Source organism: Pseudomonas brassicacearum (genome assembly GCF_009601685.2).
Taxonomy (GTDB): Bacteria; Pseudomonadota; Gammaproteobacteria; order Pseudomonadales; family Pseudomonadaceae; genus Aquipseudomonas; species Aquipseudomonas kilonensis_B.
Genome location: NZ_CP045701.2, coordinates 662,945 through 686,467, shown reverse-complemented (window position 1 = coordinate 686,467; position 23,523 = coordinate 662,945). Strand labels below are relative to the sequence as shown.

The following is a 23,523-nucleotide window of genomic DNA, read 5'->3' as shown; positions in this document are numbered from 1 at the left end:
GATCTTCACTCACGACTCAATTGTCAGGGGAAAGATCGCAGCCTCGTTGCACTCGTCAGCTCCTACACAGCTCCTGTACAGCTCCTACACAGCTCCTACACAGCGTCTATAGGGCGCCTTTAGAACTTGATGAAGTGCTTACGGTAATGCTGCAACTCGGCAATGGACTCGCGGATGTCGTCCAGCGCCAGGTGGCTGCCGCCTTTCTGGAAGCTGTCGCGTACTTGCGGCGCCCAGCGGGCGGCCAGCTCCTTGAGGGTGGAGACGTCCAGGTTGCGGTAGTGGAAGTAGCTTTCCAGGGACTTCATGTGGGTATACAGGAAGCGACGATCCTGGCAGATGCTGTTGCCGCAGATCGGCGACTTGCCCTTGGGCACCCACCGCTCCAGGAAGGCGAGGGTCTGGGCTTCGGCCTCGGCCATGCTGATCTTGCTCTCGCGCACCCGCTGGGTCAGGCCCGAGCCGCCGTGCTGGCGCGTATTCCACTCGTCCATGCCAGCCAGGATTTCGTCGCTGTGATGGATCGCGATGACCGGGCCTTCGGCCAAGGTGTTGAGGTCGCTGTCGGTGACGATGGTGGCCATTTCGATGATGACGTCGGTGTCCGGGTTCAGACCGGTCATTTCCAGGTCGATCCAGATCAGGTTTTGCGGGTTTTGCATAGGGAAGCTCCTCGGCGTAGCCACGCAGTTTAGCCTAGGCCGACCCTTGGGCGTGCTAAACTCGCGGCCGTTTTACCCTATTCGCTGCATTTCTTCATACGGAACACCCATGGCCAAACGCCAACTCAATCGTCGTCAAAACTGGCGCATCGAAAAGATCCAGGGCGAGCGCGCCGCCCGCGCCGCCAAACGCGAATCCAGTGCTGTCGAAGCCCTGGAGGGTGGCGACCTGGGCCCTGAACAGACCGGCCTGGTCATCGCCCACTTCGGCGTGCAGGTCGAGGTCGAGGCCCGGGAAGGCGAACTGGCCGGCCAGGTGTTCCGCTGCCACTTGCGCGCCAACCTGCCAGCGCTGGTGACGGGCGACCAGGTCGTTTGGCGTGCCGGCAACCAGGGCATCGGCGTGATTGTGGCGCAATTGCCGCGCCACACCGAGCTGTGCCGCCCGGACAGTCGAGGCCAACTCAAGCCCGTGGCCGCCAACGTCGACATGATTGTCATCGTGTTCGCCCCGCTGCCCGAACCCCACGCCAACCTGATCGACCGTTACCTGGTGGCCGCCGAGCACGCTGGCATCCGTCCGCTGTTGCTGCTCAACAAATTCGACCTGATCGACGAGCACAACGCCCCGGCGCTGAACGCGCTGCTGTCGGTCTACCGGGATCTGGGTTACCCGGTGCTGGAAGTCTCGGCCCACCACGGCAACGGCATGGAACAACTGCAACAACAGCTGGACGGGCGCATCAGTGTGTTCGTCGGCCAGTCCGGCGTCGGCAAGTCATCGCTGGTCAACAGCTTGCTGCCGGACGTCGAGACGCGCGTCGGGCCGCTGTCCGAACTGTCCGGCCAGGGCACCCACACCACCACCACGGCACGGCTGTTCCACTTCCCTGGCGGCGGTGAATTGATCGACTCCCCGGGGATTCGCGAGTTCGGCCTGGGCCACGTCAGCCGGGCCGATGTCGAAGCCGGGTTCATCGAGTTCAACGAGCTGATCGGCACCTGCCGCTTCCGCGACTGCAAGCACGACCGCGAACCCGGTTGCGCCCTGCTCAAGGCCTTGGAAGAAGGCCGCGTGCATCAGCAACGGATGAACAGCTACCGCTCGATCATCGCCAGCCTGCCGGAAAGCAGTTACTGACCTGGAATGTGAGCCAGACACAATTGTGGCGAGGGGATTTATCCCCGCTGGGGCGCGAAGCGCCCCTCTTCTGTGCATCACTCTGAATTCAGAATGATGAACAACAGGGGCTGCTTCGCAGCCCAGCGGGGATAAATCCCCTCGCCCCAGATAAATCCCCTCGCCACAAACTTGCTCGCGCCAGTCAGATCACTGCGCCGGCGGTTCCGCCGGCTTCGGCGCCACGTCGTCGAACAGGTTCAGGCGTTCGCGCAATTCATGGGCAGGCACGGGTTGCTGGTCCGCCGGTAACGCGTTCGGGTCCGCCGCAGCTCCCGGCGTCGCCGGCACTTCACCTGGCGCGCCCTGGCCCTGGGCCGGATCCGGCGCCGGGTCATTGGTTTGTGAGCCCTCGATGGCCTGCTGGGCCTTCTTGGTCAACACCACGATATCGATGCGTCGGTTGACCGGGTTGAACGGGTCCTTGCGATCGAACAGCGCTGAAGACGCATAACCGACCACCCGTGCCACCTGCTCATCCGGGTAACTGCCCGCCACCAGGGCGCGACGTGCCGCGTTGGCGCGGTTGGCGGACAGCTCCCAGTTACCGAAGTCTCCCTTGCCGATGTAGGGCTTGGCATCGGTATGACCGCTGATGCTGATCTTGTTCGGCACCGCCTTGATGGTGTCGGCCATGGCCAGCAGGATGTCTTCGAAATAAGGCTTGAGGCGCGCACTGCCTGAGTCGAACATCGGTCGGTTCTCGGCGTCCATGATCTGGATGCGCAAGCCGTTCGGCGTGATCTCGAACAGAATCTGGTCCTTGAACTTCTGCAGTTCAGGATTTTCTTCGACCTTGTTCTGCAATTCCTGCAGCAGCAATTCCAGGCGCTCGCGCTCGACCTGTTCGGCCATGCCTTCGACCTGTTCGGAATCCACCGTCACCTTGTCGGGCTGGGGCTGGGACTTGACCTCAGGATTGAGGGTCGTGTCCGGCGCCAAGGTCGGCGAACCGCCCAGGTCAATGATGTAGGGCGTGCCACTTTCAGAGAAACCGACCGGGTCCTTGAAGTAACCGGCGATGGCGATCTTCTGTTCCGGGGTTGCCGTGGACAGCAGCCACAACACCAGGAAGAACGCCATCATCGCCGTCGCGAAGTCGGCGAAGGCAATTTTCCAAGCGCCGCCGTGATGCCCGCCGGCAATGCGCTTGACGCGCTTTACAATAATCGGCTGGTTATTTTCCATGGTTTAACGACCGCGAACCGCTTGTTCCAGCTCGGCGAAGCTTGGACGGTGCGCCGGGTACAGGACCTTGCGACCGAACTCCACCGCCAGCGATGGCGGCATGCCCGAGGCCGAGGCCACCAGGGAAGCCTTGATGGCCTCATAGACATTGAGCTCTTCCTTGGCGTCGTGGGCCAGGGAGTGGGCCAAGGGACCGAAGAAACCGTACGCGGCCAAAATACCGAAGAAGGTACCCACCAGGGCCGCACCGACGTGCAGGCCGATGGATTTCTGGTCGCCATCCCCCAGGGACGCCATGGTCACGACGATCCCGAGTACCGCCGCGACGATACCGAAGCCGGGCATGCCGTCAGCGATGCCATTGACCGCGTGGGACGGGTGCTCCAGGTCTTCCTTGAGGCTGTACAGCTCCATGTCGAACAAGCCTTCGAGCTCATGGGGCGCCATGTTGCCGGACGACATGATGCGCAGGTAATCACAAATGAACGCCGTCATGCGGGCGTCCTTGAGTACCGCAGGGTACTTGGCGAAAATCGGGCTGGCGGCAGCGTCTTCGATATCGCCTTCGATCGCCATCATGCCTTCGCGGCGGCTCTTGTTGAGAATCTCGTAGATCAGGCCCAGCACCTCAAGGTAGAAGGTGTGGCTGAAACGCGAACTGAACATGCCCAGGGACTTCTTGAGCACATGCATCGTCATATAGCCAGGGTTGGCCTGCAGGAATGCACCGAGGGCCGCGCCACCGATGATCAGTACCTCGAAAGGCTGGATCAGGGCGGCAATCTTGCCATGGGAGAGCACGTATCCGCCGAGCACGCTCGCGAACACGACGATGATGCCGATAATTTTAGCCATAGATAGAAAGTACTTATTTAAGTCGGGTTCAAGGTCATATTCGGAAGCTGAAAAATCTCTTCTTCTACTTATCGGCAAAACTGCGCCAGACTATAGGCTGTTCAGGCGAAAAGCCAATTTGCCCCGTTCCGGGCGTAGAGAATTCATACGATGATCACGTCCAGCCATGACTAACGAAACGAAGGTTCCAACGCCACGACCGACCACCCTCGAAGGCTGGGTGAAGCTGCTCGGTGGCGTACACCTGCCAGTGCCCCAGGCCAGCCACGACATGGTCTGCAAGGCCATTGCCGACAGCCGCCGTTCGTTGCGTGACATCGCCGAACTGATGCAGGACAGCCCTGCCCTGGCCCTGAGCGTCATCCGCGAGGCCAACCATCACACCCATGGCAGCCTTGCAGAACCTGCGGAAAATCTCGAAGTGGCCATCAACCGCCTCGGTCTCAAGCGTACCGAGGAACTGCTCGCTCGCCTGCCGTCGTTGCCGGGGCACGAAATTCCCATCGCCTTGCGCCAGTTGCAATTGATCAGCCAGCACGCCACGCAACAGGCCAATGGTTTTTTTGCCAGCCGCCTGGCGCGGCTGTGGCAGGACATACACTGGGGCAGCCTGTTGTTTCTCTCGCCGCTCTGGCCACTGGCCCTGACTCACCCGCGGTTGCTGGAGGAATGGGAGTTGCGGGTCGTCCACAAAGGCGAGCCTGCGCGCAAGGTGGAGCGCGAATTGTTCGGCGTCAGCCTGCTGAACATCTGCCTGGCGCTGGCAGAGACCTGGCGCTTGCCTATCTGGGTGGCGCAAGGTTATCGCCTGTTGCTCAATGAACGCCGTGAGCTGGTGAAAGTCCTGCGCATCGCCCGGGACAGCGAGCACCCGCTGCGCCAGCAAAATCGCCTGGACGACGACCCGACCCTGCGGCGCTGGCTCAATCAACCGGCCAATACCGTGTTGCTGGCCAACGGCCTGGCACTGTCAGCGCAACAGGCCTGGGACGGCCCCCACAGCGCCCGCTGGCAATACCTCACCAGTTTGTATCTGCAGATGCCGATGGATGAGGTCCAGCAACAGCTGCACCAACAAGCCGTCACGAGTGCCCGTCATGACGCCATGCCGGACCTCTGGCATCCGGCCGTGGCGCTGATCTGGCCCTGGGGCAGCCGTCACATCCATCCCCGCTTGCTACCTCCTCCTCCACCCAGCGCCGAGGACCTGAGCCAGTGGCGCAAGCAATGTTCCGCTCTGCTGGTGGAACCGAGCCCCTTCAGCAATGCCATGCACCTGACCACCTCGGCACGGGACGTGTTGGTGGCCTGTGGCATGCGCCGGGTGATGATCCTGATGGCCGACCGCAACCAGACAAGCGTGCGCGTTCACCAGACTGCCGGCCTGCCGAAAGAAGCCGCGGCCATGAGCTTTACCATCAGCCAGAGCAAAATAGTGCAGCGACTGCTGGCCCAGCAGGCCCAGGTTCGCCTGACCCCGGACAACAACGCGCAGTTTTCGGCGCTGCTGCCACCGGGCCTGCGCAGCCTGTTCCGAGGTGAGCACCTGCTGTTGCGCTCCCTGACCTGCAATGGCCGGGTGATCATGCTGGTGGCGGTGGACCAGGGTGGCGGACCGTTCTCGGACGTGACCGTGCAAGCCTTCGGCAAAACCGTGCAATGCATCGAAAGGGCCCTGCATACCTTTACCAACCGCGGCCGCTGAACTTGCTACAATCCTTTCCCTTTGCGCCCCTGGAGACCTCACATGCCTGACTTCTCTGGCTTGCCGCTGGTGATCGAGCCGAGCGAACTGCTGCCGCGCCTCGACGCCCGCGAACTGATTCTGGTGGACCTTACCAGCGCCGCCCGCTACAGCACCGGGCATATTCCTGGCGCACGCTTCGTCGACCCCAAGCGTACCCAGCTCGGCCAGCCGCCGGCGCCGGGCCTGCTGCCGGCCCAAGCCGACCTGGAAGCCCTGTTCGGCGAGCTCGGGCACAACGCGGATGCGGTCTATGTGGTCTATGACGATGAAGGCGGCGGCTGGGCCGGGCGGTTTATCTGGCTGCTGGACGTGATCGGCCACTCGAACTACCACTACCTCGACGGCGGCTTGCTGTCGTGGCTGGATGAAGGCCTGCCGGTGTCCGTCGAAGTGCCTGCACCGGTTGCAGGCCCGGTCGGCCTGATGCTGCACGACGAGCCCACCGCCACCCGCGAGTACCTGCAAAGCCGCCTCGGCGCGGCCGACCTGGCGATCTGGGACGCTCGTGGCCCGCTGGAATATTCCGGCGAGAAAGTCGTCGCAGCCCGAGGCGGGCACATTCCCGGCGCGGTCAATTTCGAATGGACTGCCGGCATGGACCAGGCGCGCAACCTGCGCATCCGCAAGGACATGCCGCAAATCCTCGAACGTTTGGGCATCACGCCTGACAAAGAAATCATCACCCACTGCCAGACTCACCACCGCTCCGGCTTCACCTACCTGGTGGCCAAGGCGCTCGGTTATCCAAGGGTCAAAGGCTATGCCGGTTCCTGGGGTGAATGGGGCAACCACCCCGACACACCGATCGAGCTTTGAAGGTTCTTAAGGACAGTTAATGAAAAACCGTTTGTTCATCCTCACCCAATACCTGCTGCCCCACCACCTGCTGTCGCGGCTGGCCGGCTGCATTGCCGAATGCCGCGTGCGCTGGTTCAAGAACGCCTTCACTGCGTGGTTCGCCAAGCGCTACCAAGTGGACATGTCCCAGGCGCTGGTAGAAGACCTGAGCGCCTACGAGCACTTCAACGCCTTCTTCACCCGCGCCCTGAAAGACGGCGCACGCCCGCTGGACGACACCCCGGGCGCGATCCTCAGCCCCGCCGACGGTGCCGTCAGCCAGCTCGGCCCGATCGAGCATGGTCGGGTCTTCCAGGCCAAGGGCCACAGCTTCAGCGTGCTGGAACTGCTGGGCGGTGATGCGGCCAACGCGGCGCCGTTCATGGGCGGCGACTTCGCCACCATCTATCTGTCTCCCAAGGACTACCACCGCGTGCACATGCCGCTGGCCGGCACCCTGCGGGAAATGGTCTACATCCCCGGGCGGATTTTCTCGGTCAACCAGACCACCGCCGAAAACGTTCCGGAGCTGTTCGCCCGCAACGAGCGCGTGGCGTGCATCTTCGACACCGAACGCGGGCCGATGGCCGTGGTGCTGGTGGGCGCGATGATCGTGGCATCCATCGAAACCGTCTGGGCCGGGCTGGTGACGCCGCCCAAGCGCCAGCTGAAAACCTTCCGTTATGACGAAGCTGCCCGCGCGCCGATTCATCTGGAAAAAGGCGCCGAACTGGGTCGCTTCAAGCTGGGTTCGACGGCCGTCGTGCTGTTTGGGCCGGACCAGGTGAAATGGGCCGAAGGCCTGGTGGCCGGTTCGCCAGTGCAGATGGGCCAGGGCCTGGCACTGCCAAAAGCCTGATTCACGCCCGCCCTTGAAGCAGGCCTTGTAGAGGATCTGCAGGGATTCAGCCCTGTGGGAGCAAGGCTTGCCCGCGATGAACGATAACGCGGCCGATTAAGAAACCGCGCCCCCCCGCATCGCGAGCAAGCTTTGCTCCCACAGCGCATTCAGGGCAACACACCTGCCTGTCAGCTGCTAGAGTTGGAAACATCACGTTCATTTCCCGCCGGAGCCCGTACACGGCATGAATGAGACCAGCCCTCTCCAGCTATTACGCGTCCTGACCCCAACGCAATCACGCCTGTCATTCTGCGACGCCACGCCACGCGACCTCAAGCGCTGGATCGCCAACCTGCCCAAGGCCAACATCGGCGAAACAGCCCGCCTGTTGTACCAAGCCCTTGGTGAACTCAACCAACTGCTCACGCCCAGCGACAATCGCCTGCAACTGCTCGAGCTGCTACGGCCCGAGGTGTATTACGTCTGCAAGCACTTGGAGCGGCACTTCCTGCAACAGGCCATCGTGCTGGATGAACGCTCGCGCAAGATCGTCAACCTGTGCCAGGCGCTGCAAACCCAGTTGGCGATGGGCTACAAACAGATCGTGGCGCGTATCGCGTCGAAATACACCAAGGACCGGGCCCGCCTGCTGAGCACCGCGCTGCAACGGGCGATACACGCCCTCAATGGCCCGCTGCTGCGTGCCAGTCAGTTGTACAGCCCAGTGCCTGAAGGGCTTTGGCTCGACTTGCATCAGTTGTACCGGATCGCCTGCCTGCATCGGCTGCAGCACTTGGCCGTGAGTGATGAACTGGCCAGCCAGGTTCATCAACTGAACACCGAGCAGACCTATGTCGTCGCCCTGTTGCTGGGGGCGTCACGCAGCAATCAACTGCGCCAGAGCCAAATCGGACGGCTGACCGAAGCGCTCGAATCCTGGAGCCAGTGGGTCAAGCTGGACCCCGCCAGCAGCGCTGCCGGCCTGTTCGCGGTCGCTCCGCAACTGGACGTCGGGCCACGCTACCGCTCCAAGTTCCGCGCCGAACAGCAGCTAACCTTGCAGGGCTTCGATCCACAGCCTCTGGTGCGCGCAATCGCCACGCACCTGGAACAACCTGCCGAGCACAGCCTGCCAGTACCGGGAGGCATGAGTGTCGACACCTTGCATCACCTGCAAGCCGCCTGGGGCGAAGCGGCGGAACGCAGTTTCCAGCGCACCGAGGGCAACGGCACGCTGACACTGTGCGTGGGCATGAGTGCGCTGCACTACTACCTCGGCGGCGAGCGCTCTTTCAGCGAGATCCTGAAGAACCCCAGCACACGCAAGGCACAGTTCGAAGCCTTGCCAGCCAAGACCAACGACACTTGGAAGCAGGCTTTCGACGCCGCCCCGGCCGGCGACAATGACCTGTTGCCCTATGAAGAAATCGAGTATCCGGTCAACCCGGCCGATGACGACGGCAGCAGCTCCGACAACCAGCATCACTTCCCGACCTACGACCTGCCGATCATCAACCACAGCCCTGGTGGTTATTGCCTTGGTTGGCCAAAAGAGGTGCCGGAACAACTGCAAGCCGGGGAAATGATCGGTATCCGCGACACCAGCGACCAAGCCTGGAGCGTTGCCGTGGTGCGCTGGATCCGGCAAGTGCGCAACGGCGCCATGCAGATGGGCATCGAACTGGTCGCCCCCCATGCCCAGCCTTGCGGGCTGCAACTGGTCCGGGAAGAAAATGAGCACGGTCACTACCTGCGCGGGCTGTTACTCCCCGAGATCAGCGCCATTGACCTCCCCCCCACTATGATCGCCCCGCGCCTGCCGTTCCAGGAGGGCCAGCGGGTGTTGATCAACACCAACGGCCAGGAACGCCGCGCCGGCCTGGACCGTCGGGTCACCAGCACCCACAGCTTCAATCAGTTTGCTTATCACCCGGAAGACTCAACCGCCACCGGGGATGGCAGCGAGCAAGAAGGGAATTTTGATTCGTTGTGGAAGTCGCTGTAGGAGCTGCCGAGCGAAGCGAGGCTGCGATCTTTCCAACACCAATTGAGTCTCAAACGAAAGATCAAGATCAAAAGATCGCAGCCTTCGGCAGCTCCTACACAAGCTCCCTCGCCACAAAAGCATGACTCCAAAACCGGTGTGTTACTCAGAGCTGCCCGTCACGATCCCTGAAGCCCAACAGGTACAACACCCCATCGAGTCCCAAGGTGGAAATCGCCTGCCTGGCCGACTGCTTGACCAGCGGCTTGGCGCGGAACGCCACGCCCAGGCCCGCTATCGCCAGCATTGGCAAGTCGTTGGCTCCGTCACCCACGGCGATGGTCTGCTCCAGGCGCAGGCCTTCTTTTTCAGCCAGTTCTCGCAGCAGGTCCGCCTTGCGCTGGGCATCGACGATCGGCTCGACGGCCACGCCGGTCACCTTGCCATCCACCACTTCCAATTCGTTGGCGAACACGTAGTCGATACCGAGCTTGGCCTGCAACTGCTTGGCGAAGTAGGTGAAACCGCCGGACAGGATGGCGGTCTTGTAGCCCAGGCGCTTGAGTTCGGCGAACAGCGTCTCGGCGCCTTCGGTCAGGCGCAGGGAAGCGCCAATGGAGTCCAGCACGCTGACGTCCAGCCCCTTGAGCAGCGCCAGGCGCTCTTTGAAGCTGGCGCGGAAATCCAATTCGCCAGCCATGGCTCGCTCGGTGATGGCCGAGACCTTGTCGCCCACGCCGGCCGCCTTGGCCAGTTCGTCAATGACTTCGGCTTCGATCAGCGTCGAGTCCATGTCGAACACCGCCAGGCGGCGGTTACGGCGGAACAGCGAATCTTCCTGGAAGGCGATGTCGACGTTCAGCTCCTGGGCCACACTGAGGAACTCGGCACGCAACGCCTGGGGATCGGCCGGCTCGCCACGCACCGAAAACTCGATGCAGCCCTTGCCCTTGTCTTCCGGGGTGTCCAGCGGCATGCGCCCGGACAGTCGGTCGATGTGATCGATGTTCAGGTCATACTTGGCGGTGATCGAGCTGACACGCTGCAACTGCTCGGCGGTCACCTTGCGAGTCAACAGGGTAACGATGTGGCGCTTCTTGCCCTGGCCGGCCACCCAATGCCGATAATCGTCCTCGGACACCGGGGTGAAGCGCACCTGTTGGTCGAGCTTGTAGGCAGTGAACAGGATGTCCTTGAGCACCGACTTGCCTTGTTCGGCGTCCGGGATTTCAACCAGGATGCCGAACGACAGCGTGTCGTGGATCACCGCCTGACCGATGTCGAGAATGTTCACACCACCCTGGGCCAGAACGCCGGTAATGGCCGCAGTCAGACCCGGACGGTCGCTGCCAGTGATGTTTATCAGGACGATTTCGCGCAAGGCGCACCCCCGCAGGTGGAAAAAAACCGCATTCTACCCACATTCAGTGACCATCGGGCACCGCCAGTGCTTTGCCGGTCATGGGGCTGTCGCTATACTGCGCGTCAATTTCACGGACAAAGAGCCGAGCTCAGTGAACCGGCCCACGCCAGTCAAAACCGACAACTTCTTCCTGCTCATCTTCCGTGCACTGCGTCACCGTCGTGTGCCGATTGCATTGCGCATTGCCAGCCATAACGTAATCCTGGTCGCCCTGGCCCTGGTTATCTATGCCTGCGTGATGGGCTTGCAATTCAAGCAAGCCATGCACGAGCAGGCCGATGCCCTGGGTGAAAGCCTGACCACCCAGACTGCCACATCCGCCACCGAACTGCTGGTGTCCAACGACATCCTCAGCCTCAACGTGCTGCTCAACAACCTGACCAAGAACAAACTGGTCGCCCACGCCGCCATCTACAGCGTGGACAACCGGATCCTCGCCGAGGCCGGCCAGCGCCCCAAGCCTGGCCTGCTGGGCGAGTCCGGCGGCATGTACCAGAGCAAGATCACCTTCCAGGACGTGACCGCCGGGCAACTGCGCATCAGCCTGGACATGGACCAGTTCCAGCAACCGATGACCATCAGCCTGCAAAGCATGGGTATCCTCAGCGCGATCCTGCTGGCGCTGTCATTGGCCTTGAGCCTGCGCCTGGGACGGCACATCTCCACGCCGCTGCTGCAATTGCGTGTCTGGCTGCGGGACATCGACGAACACACGCCGGCCACCCAGCGCCAGGACGAAATCGGCGATCTGGCCCGGCAACTGCACGAAAGCTTCGCGCCGGAACCTGAGCCCGTGCCGGAACCTGAAGACATCGACTATGTGGACGACGATGCCGAACCGGGCTTCGAAGTGCGCAACCTGCGCGACCCAGGGTTTGATGAAAGCCAGCCGATGCCCGCCTCCAGACCGGCGCCACGCCACCTGGTGCGCACGGTAGAGGACGAGGAAGACGACGACGCGTTCGCCGACCTGCGGGACGAGTCAGTCGATGGGGCACCTCAACCGGTCGCCAGGCCAGTCGTCTCGAACCTGCCCCAGCACAGCGCCGTACTGGCCGTGCAACTGGGTGCCCAGGACCAACTGCGCCGCCTGCCCCAGGCGCGCCTGAAGGAATTGCTCGAGCGCTATCGCGACTGCCTCGACCAGGCTGCATCGCTCTATCAGGGCGAATTGCACACCCTGAACGACGGCAGCACGCTGATGCTGTTCCACACCGAAGACAGCGGCGACGACTACCTGACCAACGCCATTTGCTGCGGTGAGTTGCTGCGCGCCTTGGGCCACCAGTTGCAGATAGAAGTCGCCGACAGCGGCATCACCCTGCAACTGCAACTGGGCCTGACCCTGGGTGATGGCTTGTTCGGCCTGAGCCAGATCGACCTGCTACTGACCGAAACCGCCCAGGACGCCCTGGCACTGTCGCAGCACAGCCGCAACCTGCTGCTGGTGGAGCGCAAGATCAACGACGACGCCCTGATCCGCCAGCGCGCCCGCATCCGCCCCATCGCCAGCCCCGAAGGCGCGTGCTGCGTGGAGCGGTTGATGGAGCCTTATCCATCGATGCTGGAGCGGCAGTTGGCACGGATGCATGAGCGTCAGGCCTGAGTCTCAGGACCTGAAATGACGAAGCCCGCAGATGAGTGATTGTCTGCGGGCTTTTTTGTTGTCTGGGCCGGCCTCATCGCGAGCAAGCTCGCTCCCACAGGGGCCTGTGGCCATACAGAGAACCTCCTGTGCGAGCTTGCTCGCGATAGGGCCGATACAGGCGCCGGAAAATCCAACCGGCAGAAACAACAAAGCCCGCATCAACGCGGGCTTTGTTTTGTATCCGGTCCCACCATCAGAACCTGAACACTTCCATGTCCGTACGAATCGGCAAGGCCATCGGGATCTTGTCGTTGTTCTTTTCTGCCGGCTTGGCTGGGGCGGGAGCAGGCTTGCGTGGAACGTCTGCAACAGGCGGCTGGTTGGCCAGGGGCTTGAGCGACACGGACAACTGTTCGGCCAGGCGTTGCAGGAGCACGCCCTGGGCCTGGACCTGTGCCGCCGTGGTGCCGGTATGCTGCTCTTGCAGATGAACGATGCGGTTCTCACGCACCTTGCCACGACGGTCGATCAATCGCCATTGGGCATCGAGCACTGCCGGCTGGGCTTTACCCGAGTCCAGGCGGGTAATCGACAGCAGCACCTGTACATCCGGGGTGAAGCCTTGGGTTGCAGGTGCCAGCACCACACGCTGGCTGTCCAGGTGCCCGGCAACCTGGCGTAGCAGCAACTGATCGATGTCCGAAGACAGGCTGCCAGCCCAACGCCCGTCAGTGGCGGCTTGCAGGCTGCCGTCCGGCTGGCGTTGCAACAAGGTTTCGCGTTGCAGGTAGTCGGCGATCAGGACCGGCCCCAGCAATACTGCCATGCCTGTGCTTTGCGCAGGCTGGGCTGGGGTTCCGCTGTCCAGTTGGTACAGCGACACCGGCTGGTTCATGCTGCAGCCCGCCAGGCCAAGCAGGCCGGCGAGCCACAAAATAGGGAGGCGCAGAGCAGTCATCGTTCCGTCCAGGTGGCAGCCACAAGGCTTACCACAATGAAAAAATACTCGGTCATTATGAAGAACGCTCGGCCACGCCGGCGCTTGAAAGGGCCTATCATCCGTGAATATGCGCGCCGACTCCAGCGCGAAAGTATCGATCTGCGGCATTTAATCGCAGACCGAGCCCTCTAGTACGCCTAATTGAGGTTTTCGACGAGCAGTGCATCGACCCGCTGAAAACCCCTTGGAAGCTTGTTACCCCGCCGACCGCGTTCACCCTTGTAATGCTCAAGATCGTCCGCCTTCAACGAAAGCGTGCGTTTTCCTGCCTGTAGCACAAGCGTGGCGCCTTCCGGCAACACTGCAATATCCGTGACATATTCCTCACGGCTAGCGACCCGTTCGCCGGAAATACCAATAATCTTGTTGCCCTTGCCTTTACCCAGCTGTGGCAGGTCGCTGATCTTGAACACCAGCAACCGGCCTTCGGTGGTGACCGAAGCCAGCCAGTTGTTCTCCCGATCGGCCACCGGGCGAGGGGCAATGACCTTGGCGTTGTTCGGCAAGCTCAACAACGCCTTGCCCGCCTTGTTCTTGGCTTGCAGATCCTCACCCTTGACCACGAATCCGTAACCGGCGTCCGATGCAATTACGTACAGTCCATCATCATCAGGCATCAGCACGCACTCAAAAGTTGCACCCGGTGGTGGCGTTAAACGACCGGTCAGCGGTTCGCCCTGGCCGCGAGCCGATGGCAGGGTATGCGCCGGCACCGAATAACTGCGCCCGGTGGAGTCGACGAACACCGCAAACTGGTTGGAACGCCCGGCTGCCAGGGCCTTGAAGCCATCCCCGGCCTTGTAGGAAAGCCCCGTCGCGTCAATATCATGACCTTTGGCGGAGCGTACCCAACCTTTTTCTGACAGCACGACAGTCACTTTCTCGTTCGGCAGCAGATCGTGCTCGCTCAGCGCCTTGGCTTCGGCACGCTCGACGATTGGCGAGCGACGGTCATCGCCATAGGTCTCGGCATCCTTGAGCAGTTCGGTGCGCACCAGCTTCTTGAGCTTGGCTTCGCTGCCCAGCAGGGCTTGCAGCTTGGCCTGTTCCTTGAGAAGTTCGTCCTGTTCGGCGCGCAGCTTCATCTCTTCCAACCGCGCCAACTGCCGCAGGCGGGTGTCGAGGATGTAGTCGGCCTGGATTTCACTCAGGGCAAAACGGGCGATCAGGCTGGCCTTGGGGTGCTCCTCGGTGCGGATGATGTGGATCACTTCATCCAGGTTGAGGTAGGCAATCAGCAAACCGTCCAACAGATGCAGGCGACGCTCGACCTTATCCAGGCGGAATTGCAGGCGCCGACGCACGGTCTTGACCCGGAACTCCAGCCACTCCACCAGCAGTGCCCGCAGGTTTTTCAACTGCGGCTTGCCGTCCAGGCCGATGATGTTGATGTTGACCCGATAGCTGGACTCCAGGTCAGTGCTGGCGAACAAGTGCTGCATCAACGCGTCATGATCGACTCGGCTGTTGACCGGGATGATCACAATGCGGCACGGGTTTTCGTGGTCGGACTCGTCGCGCAAGTCAGCCACTTGCGGTGCTTTCGACGGTTTTGCCTGCATCATCGCGGCAATTTGTTCCAAGACCTTGGCCCCGGAGACCTGGTGCGGCAACGCGGTGACAATGATGTCGCCGTCTTCGATGTGGTACACGGCGCGCATGCGCACCGAACCGCGACCGGTCTCGTAGATTTTCAGCAGGTCGGCGCGCGGCGTGATGATTTCCGCTTCAGTCGGATAGTCCGGGCCCTGGATGTGCTCGCAGAGTTGCTCCACCGTGGCTTTGGGCTCGTCCAGCAGACGCACGCACGCCGTGGCCACTTCCCGCAGGTTGTGGGGTGGCACGTCGGTGGCCATGCCCACGGCAATGCCGGTGGTGCCATTGAGGAGGATATTCGGTAAACGTGCCGGCAAAACCAGGGGTTCGTCGAGGGTGCCGTCGAAGTTCGGCCCCCAGTCCGCGGTGCCCTGGCCCAGCTCGCTGAGCAGTACCTCGGAATAGCGCGACAACCGCGCCTCGGTGTAACGCATGGCCGCGAAGGACTTGGGATCGTCCGGCGCACCCCAGTTGCCCTGCCCGTCCACCAGCGTGTAGCGATAGCTGAATGGCTGGGCCATCAGCACCATGGCTTCATAGCAGGCCGAGTCGCCGTGGGGGTGGAACTTACCGAGCACGTCACCGACGGTACGCGCCGACTTCTTGTGCTTGGAATCTGCATCCAGCCCCAGCTCACTCATGGCATAGATGATTCGCCGCTGGACCGGTTTCAAGCCGTCGCCGATATGCGGCAAGGCGCGGTCCATGATCACGTACATGGAGTAGTTGAGGTAGGCATTTTCGGTGAAGTCAGCCAGCGATCGGCGCTCTACGCCGTCTAAGCTGTCTGCAAGAATGTCGCTCATGCGGGCCTCATCAGTTCGTTGTCTGGCGCAGCAGCATGGTGCCGTCGCGCTGGGTAAATTCAAGTTTGTTCAGGGCGCTCATGCCCAGCAGCACTTGCGTGCCACCCAGGCCTGGCGCCACCAGGGCGCGGACATCGCGCAATACGATGTCACCCAATTGCAGCCGGTCGATGCGGGTGCGATAGCCCTCGCTCAAACCGTTGGCGGTACTCAACGTCACGCCGAAACCTTTTACCAGCTTGAGGCGCTCGGCCAACTCCACCGGAATCGCCACGTCGGTGGCACCCGTGTCGAGCATGAAATCCACCGGCTGGCCGTTGATCTGGCCGCTGGCGACGAAATGTCCCTGCCTGTTGCCGACCAACTTCACCTCGATAAACCCTTCGCCTCTTTGCGAATACACCTGGGCATTGGGGTTTTGCTGGCGCTGTTCCCATTGGGAAAAAAACCGCGTTGCCAGGAACAGCGCCGCGCACCAGGCCACGATCATCAACACCCGACCAGCACGCTTGCCCGGCAGTTGCTGACTCATGGCGAGGCGCCCCAGCCACCGTCCGGCGCGGCGAAGCGCCAGATGATCGGCCGCGTTTCGCCGTCGGCGCGGGCACCGTCGTTGTTGTCCAGGCCGATCCAGGCGCCCTCGGCGTCCACGACCAGCGCTTCGGCCAGCCCATAGTCCTGGGAGTAACGCCGACCCTCCTGCAACGCCTCGGCGGCGAACGACCAGCACCGCTCCACTTGGGCGGTCTGCGGATCACGCCGACAGATCTCGAAGGCGTTGCGTTCCAGGGTAAACAGCTTGCCATTGAACAATGACAGATCAGCAAAATCGCGCGAAACCGCCTTGGCCTTGGGAAATTGCGCCGGCTGCATCTCCAGCCCCGCTTCGCTCAGCAGTACGCAATTGCCATCGCAGTCCCACACCGTTTGCTGGCGCTTGACCCGCAAAAGCCCGCGACGCTCACGCTCGGCCGCCAACCACAGTTGGTCACCGGCCGGGTTGACGGCCAAGCCTTCGAACAACGCATTGAAATGCAGCAACATGCCACTGGCGCGGGCCTGGCGGAGCATGGTTGGTGCAATTTTCAACCAGGTCGCCGGCCCCGTCGGCGGTATCTGCAGCACGGCGGCATGGGACTCGCTGACCACATAGCGATTGCCAGCGCTGTCGCAGCTGATGCCTTCGAAATCCAGCTCACCACCGCGCAGGAACGAGGCCGCCCAAGTCCGTGAGCGCAAACCCCATGGCAAACCGTTGTCCGGCACCTCGGGCACCTCGATTTCAACCACTTCGGCTTGCCAGACCGGCGCATCGACGGGTTTGAGGCGGTAGATCCGGTCATCGTCGCGATCGGATACCGTCCACATTTCGTCGCCGCACAGCGCCAGCCCTGACAGATTGCCGCCGCGCATGCCATCGACGGCATGCTCGGACAGCAACTTCAGCTCGGGTGCAGGCCCGGCAACGACACCCCCCGCCCACAGCAACAACGCCAGGGCGAAACCGTTGCGCATCAGGCCAACACCTCGGCCAGGTTCCCTTTGGATTCGAGCCAGGACTTGCGATCGCCGGCGCGCTTCTTCGCCAGCAGCATGTCCATCATCTCCGACGTCGCTTCGAAATCATCCAGGGTCAACTGCACCAGACGGCGGGTGTTCGGATCCATGGTGGTTTCACGCAGTTGCGGCGGGTTCATCTCGCCCAGGCCCTTGAATCGGGTGACCTGTGGCTTGCCGCGTTTCTTCTCGGCGACCAGGCGATCCAGAATGCCGTCGCGCTCGGCTTCGTCCAGGGCGTAATAGATTTCCTTGCCCAGGTCGATGCGGTACAGCGGCGGCATTGCGACGTAAACGTGGCCGGCATCCACCAGCGGACGGAAATGCTGGACGAACAAGGCGCAGAGCAACGTGGCGATGTGCAAACCGTCGGAGTCGGCGTCGGCGAGGATGCAGATCTTGCCATAGCGCAGCTGGCTCATGTCCTCGGCGCCCGGGTCGACACCGATGGCCACGGCGATGTTATGCACTTCCTGGCTGGCCAGCACTTCGCTGCCGTCCACTTCCCAGGTGTTGAGGATCTTGCCCCGCAACGGCAGGATCGCCTGGAACTCTTTGTCCCGCGCCTGCTTGGCCGAGCCGCCAGCGGAGTCACCTTCCACCAGGAAGAGCTCCGAACGCATCGGGTCCTGCCCGGCGCAATCGGCGAGCTTGCCCGGCAATGCCGGCCCCTGGGTGATGCGCTTGCGCTCGACCTTCTTGCTGGCCTTGAGGCGGCGGCCGGCGTTATTGATCGCCAGTTCGGCCAGGGCCAAACCGGTTTCCGGGTTGGCGTTGAGCCACAGGCTGAACGCGTCCTTGACCACCCCGGAAACAAACGCCGCCGCTTCGCGGGACGACAGGCGTTCCTTGGTCTGGCCGGAGAATTGCGGTTCCTGCATCTTCATCGACAAGACGAAAGCGATGCGCTCCCAGACGTCTTCCGGCGCCAGCTTCACACCACGGGGCAACAGGTTGCGGAACTCGCAGAACTCGCGCATGGCATCGAGCAGGCCCTGGCGCAAGCCGTTGACGTGGGTGCCGCCCTGGGCCGTAGGGATCAGGTTGACGTAGCTTTCCTGGACGCTTTCGCCGCCTTCGGGCAGCCACAACAACGCCCAATCCACGGCTTCCTTGTTACCGGCCAGGCTGCCGCAGAACGGCTCGTCGGGCAGGCGTTCGAAACCGCTGACCGCGTCCACCAGGTACGAGCGCAAACCGTCTTCGTAATGCCACTCGACTTTCTCGCCAGTGGCCTTGTCCTCGAAACTGACCAGCAGCCCCGGGCACAACACGGCCTTGGCCTTGAGCACGTGCTTGAGGCGGCTGACGGAAAACTTCGGTGAATCGAAATACTTCGGGTCCGGAGCGAAATACACGCTGGTCCCGGTGTTGCGCTTGCCGACGGTGCCGACCACTTCCAGCTCGGTGGCCTTGTAGCCATCGGCGAAGGTCATCTGGTATTCGTTGCCGTCACGCTTGACCCGCACCCGCACCTGGGTCGACAAGGCATTGACCACGGAAATACCCACCCCGTGCAGACCGCCGGAGAACTGGTAGTTCTTGTTGGAAAACTTGCCGCCGGCGTGGAGCTTGGTGAGGATCAGCTCGACGCCCGACACCCCTTCTTCAGGGTGAATGTCCACCGGCATGCCGCGGCCGTCATCGCTGACTTCCAGCGAATGGTCAGCGTGCAGGATGACCTGCACCGACTTCGCATGCCCGGCCAAGGCTTCGTCGACACTGTTGTCGATGACTTCCTGGGCGAGGTGGTTCGGCCGACTGGTGTCGGTGTACATGCCGGGGCGCTTGCGCACCGGGTCGAGGCCCGAGAGGACTTCGATGGCGTCTGCGTTATAAGAGCTAGCGCTGGGAGTGGCCATGGGGTCTCGTCGTCAGTGTTCAATGAAAAAGGGGCGATGGGCTCACAGCGACGTGAAGTCGATCGCCTGGTACAAATCGGCGCCAATGCCGGCAAAACTCAACAGCGCCGGCAACTGCTGGGCAAACCCTTGGAAACTGTGGTCGCCGCCGGCCTGGATGCGCAAGGCACAGGCGCCGTAATACTGTTGGGCGTGGCGATAATCCAGCGTTTCGTCACCGGTTTGCAACCATACCTGATACCGTTGCGGATCCCGGGGCGCCGGCACTTCCAACTCGGCCAGGGCCGTGACGTGGTCGTGGGTCAACTCCCAGGCTTCGTCGGTGTACAAATTCTTCTGCGTGCCCAGGTAGCCGTCGAACATCCGATGCGGGCTGACGGCAGGGTTGACCAGCAGGGCCTTGAGGCCGTGGCGCTCGGCCAAGTGAGTCGCATAGTAGCCGCCGAGCGAGCTGCCGACCAGCAGCGGGCGCCCCAGTTCTGTAATCGCCTGCTCCAGCTGACCGATGGCTTGGCGGGGGTGGTGATGCAAGGCGGGCACCTGCAACTGGTCGCTCAGGCCCAGGCGTGCCATCACTTGGGTCAACTGGCTGGCCTTGGTCGACGCTGGGGCGCTGTTGAAGCCATGGATATAAAGGATCGAACCCGACATTGCCGACTCCCTGGGTGTTGGGCAAAGGCCGGAGTTTACAGGGAGATTGCGGTGGTTGGGGGGATTTGACCGTGTAGTTGCCTCCTATGAATCGTCGATCACGGTGGCTGTGGGAGCAAAGCTTGCTCGCGATGGCGGCCTGGTGTCCGACCTGGTACTCCCTGTTGTACTTCGATCAAACTGTGGGAGCGAGCCTGCTCGCGATGGCGGCTTGACTGAGTACATATCCATTGCTGCGGTAACGGCCACTTAGGGTTCCGCCCTTACGGCGGCTCACTTTTGAAAAGCGCAAAAGTAAGCAAAACGCTCATGCCCCACCACTCGGTGCCTCGCTTAGGCTCGGCATGCCCTCACTCCGGCATTGCTCCGTGGGCCGCCGCGAAGGGCCATCCATGGCCCAGCGCGGCTAACCCGGCATCCATGCCGGGTTGCCCACTCCACAATGCCTGCGTTCGGCCAGCGTGGTTAACGGGGCGCCGAGATCAACGTCCACCACGAGGCGGCCTAGTAGCCGACCTGATTCTCCTGGTCGTACGCCCATCAGATCTGTTTGAGCAGGTCCTGTGGGAGCAAAGCTTGCTCGCGAGACGGCCTGACAGCTGGCCTGGTTCTGCGGTCGTACTCCGATCCCATTGTGGGAGCGGGCTTGCTCGCGAAGACGGCGGCACATTCAGCATTAATGCAAGTAGACCCACCGATATCGCGAGCAAGCTTTGCTCCCACAGGGATCGGCGGTGGGCATTGATCTTGTAACCGACCAAAAAACTGTGTGGGAGCGATCTTGCGGGCTTCTGCACGCGGTGTGGTCAGGGTTGTGTATTGACGTTGTCCAGCATCCGATTCGCCAATAAAGCGCCCAGCTCGATCAGTTGCTGAATGCCAAGGGCAACATGGCGTCGCGAGCCTTTCAGGTCGAAGGCAAGGTCGCTGACCATGGCATCGGCTGAAGCCAGGGTTTCGCTGAGGTTGGCCAGCAGGCTTTCGGTGTCGACGCCGTCCACGACGGTGAACAGTTGGCCTGAGGGCTTTTTCTTTTTGGCTTGAGGTTTGGGGTCGAGATAGTGGTCGATGGCGCGCTTGGCGGCTTCATCGAATTTTTGGGGATCGGTTTCGGGGGGATTGGGTGTGGCTTTGAACATGATGCAGCTCCTCTAACGTAGTGGAACCGCCATCTCCCGTTTCCAGGCGAGAGGGTGGCAGCTATGCGCGGGCTGGAAAACCGGAGTGAAGGAGCAAAACCCGGCAGACTCGAAAGTCTCCCGCGCACAGCCGCCATAACGCAGAACTGCACACGCAAAAAAGCGATGCAGTATCTCATGTGACGCGCTGTTGCACCCTCACTTATCGGGTTTCCAGGCCCGGCCGCTGAATTTGCAGCGACGGGAAAAGACTAGCGACAGCCCTTCCCACCCGGCAACCGCCAGAGCTCGTCGGAAAAATCTGCTGCAGCCCGGAGGATTGTCCGACCATTCCCACAATCCTGATCGGCTGTCAGGCCGCCATCGCGAGCAAGCTCGCTCACACACAGGTTTTGGGTCGTTTATAAGATCAGTGTCCACCGCCGATCCCTGTGGGAGCCGAGCTTGCTCGCGATGGCGGTGGGTCTGCTTGCATCAATGCTGAATGTGCCGCCGCCTTCGCGAGCAAGCTTTGCTCCCACAGGTCCTGCTCAAAGAAGTCTGATGGGTGTACGACCGCAAGAGCCAGGTCGGCTATAAGGCCGCCTCGGCTTGGCTTTTGATCTTGAGGCCCCGTTAACCACGATGGCCGAACGCAGGTATTGCGCAGTGGGCATCCCGGCATGGATGCCGGGATAGCCGCGCTGGGCCCAGGGTGTGTAAAAACAAATAAAACATCGTCGGCACGTAGTGCCGACAGGTGTTGGCCAATTGATTAAAACCTAAAGCGCTCTTGTAGCTCCAAACGGCCCCTACAAGCGCTAGCAAGGCTCCGTAGGCTTGATTAACGGGGCAAAACGGCAGGCTTCAGGCCGCCAGCGCTTTCATCAGACCCTGCGCACCAAGGATTTTCATCACCCTTTTCCAATTGTAAGCGAGCACATTCAAGCTCATTTCGGTGCTTACCCCAGCCAGCCGCCGCGTCAGAAAATGCGTCGCCCCCATCCATTGCTTCAGCGTCCCGAAGGGGTGTTCGACCGTTCGCTTGCGGATGCTCATCATCTGCGGCTCATTGTTCAGGCGGACCTGCATTTCCTCCAGTACCGCCTCATGTTCCCAGCGCCGAATCTTTCGCTCTCTGGCCGGCGTGCATTGCGCCTTTATCGAACAGGCCTGGCAGTTGGAGTGCCAGTAAACGTCCAGCTTCTTGCCCTTGTCGACATAAGAGTTGCGCCAGATCAGCACTTGCTTGGCGGGGCAGACATACACATTTTTGTCCGCGTCGTAAATAAACTCGTCATTACCGAAACGGCCATCAAATTTGGCCCGCGAACTCAGCGTTTTCGGCACATAAGCGGTGATCCCTGCCTCGTGACAGGCCAGGATTTCTCTGCTTTTGTAATACCCTCGGTCCGCTACCACCGACAACGATTCGATTTGCATCGCCTCACGGGCCTGCTGGGCCATCGAGCTAAGCTGATCACGGTCGTGACCGACATTGGTCACCTCGTGCGCGACAATCAAATGGTGTTTGGTATCGACTGCTGTCTGCACGTTGTAGCCCACGATGCCATGACCGCTCGTCATCATCATCGAGCGCGCGTCCGGGTCGGTCAGCGAGATCTGTTTGTCCGGCGATGCTTCAAGCTGTATTTCAATCGCCTGGAGCGCCTTCATCTGCTCCTTCAATTTGGCGATCTTCTCTTCCAGGCCGCCTTTGGGCCCTGAAGACTTGGGCTCTTGCCGATCAGCCTCATCCAGCGCCTTCAGATAACGGGCAATGCTTGATTCGATCTCTTCCATCCGGCGCTTCAGCTTGGCGCTGGTGAAGTTGCGGTCGCGGTGGTTCACCGCCTTGAATTTACTGCCATCGATGGCAACGAAATGTTCCGAGAAAAGCCCCAGTTGTTGACACAGCACGACGAACTGCCGACAGACTCCTCGAATGGCCTTTGAGTTGTCTTTGCGGAAGTTGGCGATGGTCTTGAAATCCGGCATCAGGCGACCGGTCAGCCACATCAACTCGACGTTGCGCTGCGCCTCGCACTCAAGACGCCGGCTTGACTGGATACGGTTGAGATAGCCGTAGATGTAGATTTTCAGCATGACTGCAGGGTGATAAGCCGGTCGGCCCGTTTTAGCGGGGACAGCGCTTTCAAAACCCAAGGTGATCAGGTCGAGTTCATCCACGAAGACATCGACAACGCGCACCGGATTGGTATCGCTGACGTAGTCGTCCAAGCTCTCGGGGAGCAAGGTAGTTTGATCTCGATGTTCACCTTGGATGAAGCGTTTCATGGGCAGCCCTTGCAATGAAGTCCTGGGGAAATCATAGCAAGGGTTGGCTTCAGGGTTTTGACACACTCTGGGCCATGGATGGCCCTTCGCGGCGGGCCCACGGAGCAATGCCGGAGTGAGGGCATGCCGAGCCTAGGCGAGGCACCGAGTGGTGGGGCAAAAGCGCTTTGGTTACTTTCGCGCTTTTCGAAAGTGACCCGCCGTCAGGGCGGAACCCTAAGTGGCCGTTACCGCAGAAATGGATATGTACTCAGTCAAGCCGCCATCGCGAGCAAGCTTTGCTCCCACAAGTCCTGCTTAAACAGATCTGACGGGGGTATGACCGGAAGA

At 61.5% G+C, this 23,523-nt stretch carries 18 protein-coding genes; 6 read left to right on the top strand and 12 right to left on the bottom strand.

Annotation, left to right across the window (positions count from 1 at the left end):
- Positions 1 to 119: 119 nt before the first annotated feature.
- A complete protein-coding gene (gene orn, locus GFU70_RS02930) occupies positions 120 to 662 on the bottom strand; it encodes an oligoribonuclease (RefSeq protein ID WP_058546519.1) in 543 nt (180 codons plus the stop codon).
- Positions 663 to 771: 109 nt separating this feature from the next.
- Between orn and rsgA the strand changes: the two genes are divergently transcribed.
- The gene (gene rsgA, locus GFU70_RS02925; protein WP_028237543.1) at positions 772 to 1,803 is read left to right on the top strand and encodes a small ribosomal subunit biogenesis GTPase RsgA; all 1,032 of its coding nucleotides are present in this window, start codon (positions 772 to 774) and stop codon (positions 1,801 to 1,803) included.
- Between the two features lie 189 nt (positions 1,804 to 1,992).
- Here the strand turns inward: rsgA and motB are convergent, their stop codons facing one another.
- Positions 1,993 to 3,030, bottom strand: a complete 1,038-nt coding sequence (gene motB, locus GFU70_RS02920; RefSeq protein WP_058546518.1) for a flagellar motor protein MotB — start codon at positions 3,028 to 3,030, stop codon at positions 1,993 to 1,995.
- Positions 3,031 to 3,033: 3 nt separating this feature from the next.
- Positions 3,034 to 3,885, bottom strand: coding sequence for a flagellar motor stator protein MotA (gene motA, locus GFU70_RS02915; RefSeq protein WP_058546517.1), 852 nt, complete (start codon positions 3,883 to 3,885; stop codon positions 3,034 to 3,036).
- A gap of 166 nt (positions 3,886 to 4,051) precedes the next feature.
- Between motA and GFU70_RS02910 the strand changes: the two genes are divergently transcribed.
- The 4 genes from GFU70_RS02910 to GFU70_RS02895 all read left to right on the top strand — a co-directional run bounded on the left by GFU70_RS02910 (position 4,052) and on the right by GFU70_RS02895 (position 9,315).
- Entirely contained in the window at positions 4,052 to 5,590 is a 1,539-nt protein-coding gene (locus GFU70_RS02910) for an HDOD domain-containing protein (RefSeq protein WP_153387575.1), read from the top strand.
- 42 nt (positions 5,591 to 5,632) lie between these two features.
- Positions 5,633 to 6,448, top strand: coding sequence for a rhodanese-like domain-containing protein (locus GFU70_RS02905; RefSeq protein WP_116643289.1), 816 nt, complete (start codon positions 5,633 to 5,635; stop codon positions 6,446 to 6,448).
- Positions 6,449 to 6,467: 19 nt separating this feature from the next.
- Positions 6,468 to 7,328, top strand: a complete 861-nt coding sequence (gene asd, locus GFU70_RS02900; RefSeq protein ID WP_058546514.1) for an archaetidylserine decarboxylase — start codon at positions 6,468 to 6,470, stop codon at positions 7,326 to 7,328.
- A gap of 226 nt (positions 7,329 to 7,554) precedes the next feature.
- Positions 7,555 to 9,315: a hypothetical protein gene (locus tag GFU70_RS02895; RefSeq protein ID WP_058546513.1), complete on the top strand. Its 1,761-nt coding sequence runs from the start codon at positions 7,555 to 7,557 to the stop codon at positions 9,313 to 9,315.
- A gap of 145 nt (positions 9,316 to 9,460) precedes the next feature.
- Here GFU70_RS02895 and serB read toward each other — a convergent pair whose 3' ends face one another.
- Positions 9,461 to 10,675 (bottom strand): phosphoserine phosphatase SerB, encoded by a 1,215-nt coding sequence (gene serB / locus GFU70_RS02890; RefSeq protein ID WP_058546512.1) that lies wholly within the window; start codon positions 10,673 to 10,675, stop codon positions 9,461 to 9,463.
- Positions 10,676 to 10,808: 133 nt separating this feature from the next.
- On the opposite strand from serB, the gene GFU70_RS02885 reads away from it, so the two are divergent.
- Positions 10,809 to 12,323 (top strand): AhpA/YtjB family protein, encoded by a 1,515-nt coding sequence (locus GFU70_RS02885; RefSeq protein WP_153387574.1) that lies wholly within the window; start codon positions 10,809 to 10,811, stop codon positions 12,321 to 12,323.
- A 235-nt stretch (positions 12,324 to 12,558) separates the two neighbouring features.
- On the opposite strand, the gene GFU70_RS02880 is transcribed toward GFU70_RS02885, so the two are convergent.
- From GFU70_RS02880 to GFU70_RS02845, 8 genes are all read right to left on the bottom strand, one after another.
- Complete coding sequence (locus GFU70_RS02880; protein ID WP_116643292.1) at positions 12,559 to 13,263, bottom strand: membrane integrity-associated transporter subunit PqiC; 705 nt, start codon at positions 13,261 to 13,263, stop codon at positions 12,559 to 12,561.
- A 179-nt stretch (positions 13,264 to 13,442) separates the two neighbouring features.
- Positions 13,443 to 15,707 carry a DNA topoisomerase IV subunit A gene (gene parC / locus GFU70_RS02875; protein ID WP_058546509.1) on the bottom strand — a complete coding sequence of 755 codons (2,265 nt, stop codon included), beginning with the start codon at positions 15,705 to 15,707 and terminating at the stop codon, positions 13,443 to 13,445.
- Positions 15,708 to 15,717: 10 nt separating this feature from the next.
- Positions 15,718 to 16,239, bottom strand: a complete 522-nt coding sequence (locus tag GFU70_RS02870) for a TIGR02281 family clan AA aspartic protease (RefSeq protein ID WP_153387573.1) — start codon at positions 16,237 to 16,239, stop codon at positions 15,718 to 15,720.
- A complete protein-coding gene (locus GFU70_RS02865; RefSeq protein WP_058546507.1) occupies positions 16,236 to 17,222 on the bottom strand; it encodes an esterase-like activity of phytase family protein in 987 nt (328 codons plus the stop codon). Before GFU70_RS02865 ends, GFU70_RS02870 begins: the two co-directional genes overlap by 4 nt.
- Complete coding sequence (gene parE / locus GFU70_RS02860; protein ID WP_058546506.1) at positions 17,222 to 19,126, bottom strand: DNA topoisomerase IV subunit B; 1,905 nt, start codon at positions 19,124 to 19,126, stop codon at positions 17,222 to 17,224. The genes GFU70_RS02865 and parE overlap by 1 nt, the downstream gene beginning before the upstream one ends.
- Before the next feature lie 42 nt (positions 19,127 to 19,168).
- Complete coding sequence (locus GFU70_RS02855; RefSeq protein ID WP_058546505.1) at positions 19,169 to 19,777, bottom strand: YqiA/YcfP family alpha/beta fold hydrolase; 609 nt, start codon at positions 19,775 to 19,777, stop codon at positions 19,169 to 19,171.
- Positions 19,778 to 20,583: 806 nt separating this feature from the next.
- Positions 20,584 to 20,916 (bottom strand): DUF6124 family protein, encoded by a 333-nt coding sequence (locus tag GFU70_RS02850; protein WP_064107014.1) that lies wholly within the window; start codon positions 20,914 to 20,916, stop codon positions 20,584 to 20,586.
- A gap of 846 nt (positions 20,917 to 21,762) precedes the next feature.
- Entirely contained in the window at positions 21,763 to 23,193 is a 1,431-nt protein-coding gene (locus GFU70_RS02845) for an IS1182 family transposase (RefSeq protein ID WP_116641313.1), read from the bottom strand.
- Positions 23,194 to 23,523: the final 330 nt, after the last annotated feature.